We start from the raw sequence: 5885 nt of genomic DNA, 5'->3' as shown, positions 1-5885 counted from the left end.
TCATGGCAAAAAATAACCCTTGTTTAGGGTTAATTGGTTGTTTTTGCTGTTATATTTTGTCTATATATATAAATATAGCATAAAATTTGCCTTTTTCAAGATAAAGTAGAGATTGTAACTTGCTGAAATTAAATAAGTTAAGCTATCTTCTGCCTAAGCCAATCAATGAAAAACACATCTGAAACAAAATAGGAGCCGTTTTCACGATCTAAGACGCCTTTTTTCTCCAAGGCATTGACCGCTGTTTGGATAGAAGCAGCTGTGCCTAAAGAATGACGGACTAAAAAATCTTGAGAATAGATATTTGCGCCTGGTTCTTTATATAAGGCAACAACTAAGCTCTTTTGTTTAGCCGCCAGGCTGTCCCAAATAGTCGCATAGGCATATGATTGCGCCTGTATACATTTGTCTCTTGCGGAATTTATATCCTTTTGGCTTATTACCACAGACTCTTCTTTTGAGAAAGCAATATTAAAAATTTCATGGCAAAGCTGCTGGGTATAATATGGATGGCGGGCTGTAACGTTTAAGATTTCATCTATCAAACCTGACTCTATGCGCATATCTACTGACTTAAACCTTGAATGTATAAAAGTTTTGAATCTCTCGGATGGAATTTTACCAAGCGGAATGGCTTTGGCGATTTTATAGAGCGGCTTATTCTTATCCTGAAACAGTTCATCCATAAGATGGCGCTTGGAGCCCATAAAACAATAACTAACCTTATCATGGTGCTGAATCTTAGCGCGAAGCTGGCGTTCGATAGATAAATTTAAGGTGGATATCTCCTGGAATTCATCAAATACTACAATGAGGCGCTTTTTTCTTTTGACTGCTACCCGCTGAGGAAAATCGTATAAATCGTCAAGCAACCTCTCAGCATCTTTTTTAGCGGCTTCAAAATCAAACTCGAACTCAGCCGGTTCCTGGCCTTTAATAACTATTCTTGGGATTAAAGCAGGGAAGTGTTCTTTTAAAAATTGTACCGCTTCCTCAAGTTTAGTAACGCTGGCCTTGGTTACGCTGCTGGTGTAAATTTTGATAAAGCTCTGTATTGAAGTAACCCGAAATAAATCCACATATACAGTAATAAAACCTTCTCTTTTAAATTCATCTAACACCTTGATAATCAGAGAGGTTTTTCCGTAGCGGCGAGGTGAAAATATAAGCACATTCTGGCCGGAAGAAAGGTCTAACTTTAGTTCTTTAAGCTCCTCTTCGCGGTCAGTGAAGTATTGTCCTTTAACTACATCTCCATAAACAAATGGATTTTCCATATATTAACCTCCTGTAAATTATGTAAGTTTACATTATGTAATGTAACATAATAAAATAAGGCCGTCAAGATCAAAATTAAAACAACTCCTTATCCAAGCTCCTGTATTGAACTGCCTCGGATATGTGGTCTTGTGTAATTTTTTCTGAATCTGCCAAATCAGCTATTGTTCTGGCTATCTTTAGAATTTTATTATAACTCCTTGCTGAAAAATTCAGTTCATGGATTGCCATTTTTAATAGTTCCTCTGGTTCACTATCCAGTATGCAAAATTCCTTGATCATCTTATCCGTCATTTGTGAATTAAAGTAAACGCCTGATTTTTTAAATCGTTGGAGCTGATTTTTTCTTGCTCTTTCAACTCTTTCACGAATCTTATATGAAGATTCTTCTTGTCTCTTTACAATTAAATGCTCATATTTTAGCTCTGGCACTTCTATGTGAATATCAATCCTATCCAGCAATGGACCTGAAATCTTGCTTCTATATTTTTGAATCTGATGAGTGCTGCATCTGCAAGGTTTAAAAGTAGATGTGAAATAACCACAGTAACAGGGATTCATTGCACAGATGAGAAGAAAACGACTTAGGAAAGTCAAGGTTTTACTTGCCCTTGCTACAGTTACCTTGCCGTTCTCAAGAGGCTGTCTCAAACTCTCCAAAGCATCGCGATGAAACTCTGGAAGTTCATCCATAAATAGCACTCCATTGTGAGATAGACTTACTTCTCCTGGCTTGGGATTCTGACCTCCTCCTACTAATGCAATATCAGATGAGGTATGATGAACTGTTCTAAATGAGCGGGTCGTAATTAAAGGCTTTTCCTTGGTTAAAAGACCTGCGATGCTGTATATCTTTGTAGCCTCAAATATCTCTTCATTAGTCATCTCAGGTAAGATAGTGGGGAGTCTTTTTGCAAGCATTGTTTTTCCTGCACCAGGCGGGCCTATCATCAAAATATTATGAAAACCGCTTGCTGAAACCTCTAAAGCCCTCTTTGCCAAATATTGACCTTTGACCTCAGAAAAATCCACATCATAATCTTTCTTCTCTATTAAATCATTTATATCTATTTTTAACGGCTTTTTCTCAAGAAAGTTAGAAAGAAGATACGTGACCTCTTGAAGGTTTTCAACAGGATAAACATCAATTTCTTTTATTATTGCTGCCTCATGAGCATTTTCTTTTGGAACTATTAGCTTCTTGATGGGTGAATTTCGTAAAAATAAAGCCATTGGCAAAACACCCTTTACTGGCCTTATTTTACCATTTAAAGCTAACTCACCTAAAAATACAAAATCTTGCAGAAGATTAAAAGAAATTTGACCAGTTGAAGCAAGAATACCTAATGCAATAGGCAAATCAAAGGCTGGTCCTTCTTTCTTTATATCACACGGAGCAAGATTTACTGTAATTCTACCTCTTGGATATTCATAGCCACAATTTTTAATTGCACTTTTTACTCTGTCTCTAGATTCTCGTATAGCAGTGTCAGGCAGACCTACTATTGAAACAGCAGGCAATCCTCTTGAAATATCCACTTCTATCTCTAACCGATAAGCCTCTGTCCCATAAGTTGAAGCTGAATATAATCTAGAAAGCATAGCACTCCTTCGCCTACTACATAAGACACAGTAGGGGGTTATTTTCTTTCAAATTTTTTTATTATTTTTAGGCAGAAAAAAACCTGCTCAAAATGGCAATGACTGAACTGAACCTAAGCGCAAGGGCGTATGATAAGATATTGAAAGTCTCCAGGACCATTGCGGATCTGGCAACATCAGAAACTATTCTAGCTGAACATATTTCAGAGGCGGTGAAGTACCGAAGTCTGGATAAACAATGGTAATTAAAGTTTTATTTAATAAGATCCGCTTGCTTTATCATTTCCTCTATTGTTTCAGCGGCAATCTTATGTCCAATGGCATTAGGATGACAGGAATCTTGTGGATTACACCTAAGCTGGCGATAATCATATTCTGCGAACTTACTAAGTAGGTCTATATGCAAAAAATTAAAACGGGCGCACCATTGTTTAATAAAATCGGCCATCCTATCTCTAGTGATGTCGATTTCATCTCCCAGATAAGGAAACACTACGACAACGACAGGTGTATTTGTATTTTTTGTTAATACATATAGTTTTTCGAAACCACGGAATATCTTTTGTTCTGCAAGGTTACAAAAAGCTATGCCTGGCCTAATATGAAACACAGATAATAACTCTATACTTTTTTCATTCATAAATCTTGCAATAAGAAATCGTTCGGTAAGAAATCGATTAAAGGGAAATATTTTTAAATATGGATTGCCTGTTTTATAGAAAGCTATTAGTTTCTTACCATTTCTTGTAATAATCCTTTTATCGGCTTCTGCAGTATCATTATGGCAATAAGAAAGGATTACTAAATCCGGCTTAAAATATTTACTATAGCGCCTGTAACCCTCGACTTCTTCAGTAGTACTGTATCCCCCCTGCGCAAAAACAAAAATATCAATATTCTTTCCGGGGAAGTCTTTCTCAAGTAAAACTTTCAATCTCGCTGAGAAGGACTCTTCACCTCTTCGCAACTCCCCTCCCGCAGCTATAGAATCCCCAAGAATAATTATCTTGTACGTATCTTTTGGATTCATTACCACGCGCTCATTTAAATTACCTATTGCATTTGCGAGATCAACGGGCATGTAGGGGAGATTTTCATTTTTTAATACCACATTACCGTCGCTGGCTAATTGTATGAAATATTCTATCCCATAAAAGGTAAAACTTCTTAATGCCCACTCTCCTGTTACCAAGAAGATCGAGATTGTAATTAAAGTAACGGTGAAAATCCTTATGGTTATTCCAATTACTTTGCTTTTCATAACGTATATCTACTCTTTTTATTGCTCATTGTAGCATAATAATCTTAACTTTCAAGTGTAACTAAAGTTATCTCCCTACTACTACCACTATGGATGTAGCTTATTATTTTGAAGCTCGTTTGGAACGCTTGCGGATAAGAGGGTCTAAAATCTTTTTTCTTAATCTGAGATTTTTTGGAGTAACTTCTAAAAGCTCGTCCGGACCCAGATATTCTATGGAAAGCTCCAGTGTCATTTCCTTGGGAGGCGTGAGCATGATAGCATCATCAGAACCTGCAGCCCTCATATTGGTAAGTTTTTTTGTCTTAGAGGGGCTTATATCCAGATCTTCGGGCCTGGAATTCTGGCCGATAATCATGCCTTCGTAAACTTCGACATTCGGGCCTATAAATAATTCGCCTCGTTCCTGCGCATTATTAAGGCCGTATGATGTAGAAACGCCTGTTTCGGAAGACACTAAAGATCCGTGAGTATTGACAAAAGAAAGATTCTCGTTCATAGGCTCATATTCATCGAATGCATGGTTTATTATCGCAGTACCGCGCGTCTTTGTCATGAACATGGCTTTTAAACCTATAACAGCCCGTGTTGAAATCTCGTATTCAAAATAAACCACGCCTTTCACGCCCTGGAACATATTTTTAAGACAGGCCTTCCGTCTGCCTACCTCTTCTATGACCACACCTTGATATTCCGAGGGGGCTTCAATGGTTAAAAATTCAAAAGGTTCCATAATTATCCCGTCTTTTTCAATAAATATTGCTTCCGGCTGGGAAACCTGCAGCTCATAACCTTCGCGCCGCATAGTTTCTATTAAAATCGCCAGGTGCAACTCCCCTCTTCCGGATACTAGAAATATATCAGGGCTTTCTGTTTCATATACTCGCAACGATACGTTTGTCTCAATTTCTTTAAAAAGCCTTTCGCGAAGCGCTCTGGAAGTAATATATTTACCCTCTCTTCCGGCAAAAGGGCTTTTATTTACGCCGAACATCATTCGGACAGTCGGTTTTTCTATTTCAGGAGGATTAAGCGGCGAAGGATTATCGGCATCAGTTATAGTGTCACCTATGCCTATTTCCTCAAATCCTGCCACAGCCACTATTTCTCCTGATTCAGCGCTATCGCGTTCTATCTGTTTAAGGCCTTCATAACTTAAAATAGCTGTGACCTTGCAAAGTTTCTGGCTCTTGTCCCTTCGGGCAAGAACAACATTCATGCCCTTTGCGATAGAGCCTGCTGTAATTTTTCCTATACCCATCTTGCCTTTATAAAAATCCGAAAGGAGCGCTAATACTAAGATTTGGAGAGGCGCGTCAGGATTTACCGCAGGTTGGGGCACTGTTTCGAGAATAGTATCCAGAAGAGGGGATATATTATCCGAAGGTTTACTTAGATTCAATGTTGCGAAACCTTTTAACGCGGAAGCGTAAACAATCGGAAAATTCAACTGCTTCTCTGTCGCGTCAAGCTCGCAGAAAAGATCAAACGTACGGTTTATTGCATAGTCTATCCTGGCATCAGCCATGTCTATTTTATTGATTACAACTATTGCCTTATGCCCCAGTTCCAGGGCTTTTCTGAGCACAAATCTGGTCTGCGGCATTGGCCCGTCTTTGGCATCCACCAACAGTAAAACCCCGTCTACCATTCTTAAAGTCCGCTCAACCTCCCCTCCAAAATCAGCGTGTCCGGGCGTGTCCACTATATTAATCTTTGTGCCTTTATAAATAACACTGGCATT

The 5885-nt window shown here is 38.4% G+C and carries 5 protein-coding genes; 1 reads left to right on the top strand and 4 read right to left on the bottom strand.

Annotation, left to right across the window (positions count from 1 at the left end):
• Positions 1 to 137: 137 nt before the first annotated feature.
• Together KKC91_06215 and KKC91_06210 are read right to left on the bottom strand one after the other, a co-directional pair.
• Positions 138 to 1277, bottom strand: a complete 1140-nt coding sequence (locus tag KKC91_06215; protein ID MBU0478143.1) for an ATP-binding protein — start codon at positions 1275 to 1277, stop codon at positions 138 to 140.
• A gap of 76 nt (positions 1278 to 1353) precedes the next feature.
• A complete protein-coding gene (locus KKC91_06210) occupies positions 1354 to 2880 on the bottom strand; it encodes a YifB family Mg chelatase-like AAA ATPase (GenBank protein ID MBU0478142.1) in 1527 nt (508 codons plus the stop codon).
• Between the two features lie 92 nt (positions 2881 to 2972).
• Between KKC91_06210 and KKC91_06205 the strand changes: the two genes are divergently transcribed.
• The gene (locus KKC91_06205) at positions 2973 to 3125 is read left to right on the top strand and encodes a hypothetical protein (protein ID MBU0478141.1); all 153 of its coding nucleotides are present in this window, start codon (positions 2973 to 2975) and stop codon (positions 3123 to 3125) included.
• 8 nt (positions 3126 to 3133) lie between these two features.
• Here the strand turns inward: KKC91_06205 and KKC91_06200 are convergent, their stop codons facing one another.
• Both KKC91_06200 and KKC91_06195 read right to left on the bottom strand, forming a co-directional pair.
• Positions 3134 to 4141: an SGNH/GDSL hydrolase family protein gene (locus tag KKC91_06200; GenBank protein MBU0478140.1), complete on the bottom strand. Its 1008-nt coding sequence runs from the start codon at positions 4139 to 4141 to the stop codon at positions 3134 to 3136.
• Positions 4142 to 4244: 103 nt separating this feature from the next.
• Positions 4245 to 5885, bottom strand: a 1641-nt coding sequence (locus tag KKC91_06195; protein MBU0478139.1) for a GTP-binding protein, incomplete at its 5' end; no start/stop codon positions are given.

The sequence above is a fragment of the bacterium genome, from assembly GCA_018812485.1.
Taxonomy (GTDB): Bacteria; JAHJDO01; JAHJDO01; order JAHJDO01; family JAHJDO01; genus JAHJDO01.
This window is presented reverse-complemented; position numbering and strand designations above follow the sequence as displayed.

Coding starts and splice junctions, on each gene's coding strand:
- KKC91_06200 (MBU0478140.1), bottom strand. CDS start 4,141: ATGAAAAGCAAAGTAATTGGAATAACCATAAGGATTTTCACCGTTACT.
- KKC91_06210 (MBU0478142.1), bottom strand. CDS start 2,880: ATGCTTTCTAGATTATATTCAGCTTCAACTTATGGGACAGAGGCTTAT.
- KKC91_06215 (MBU0478143.1), bottom strand. CDS start 1,277: ATGGAAAATCCATTTGTTTATGGAGATGTAGTTAAAGGACAATACTTC.
- KKC91_06205 (MBU0478141.1), top strand. CDS start 2,973: ATGGCAATGACTGAACTGAACCTAAGCGCAAGGGCGTATGATAAGATA.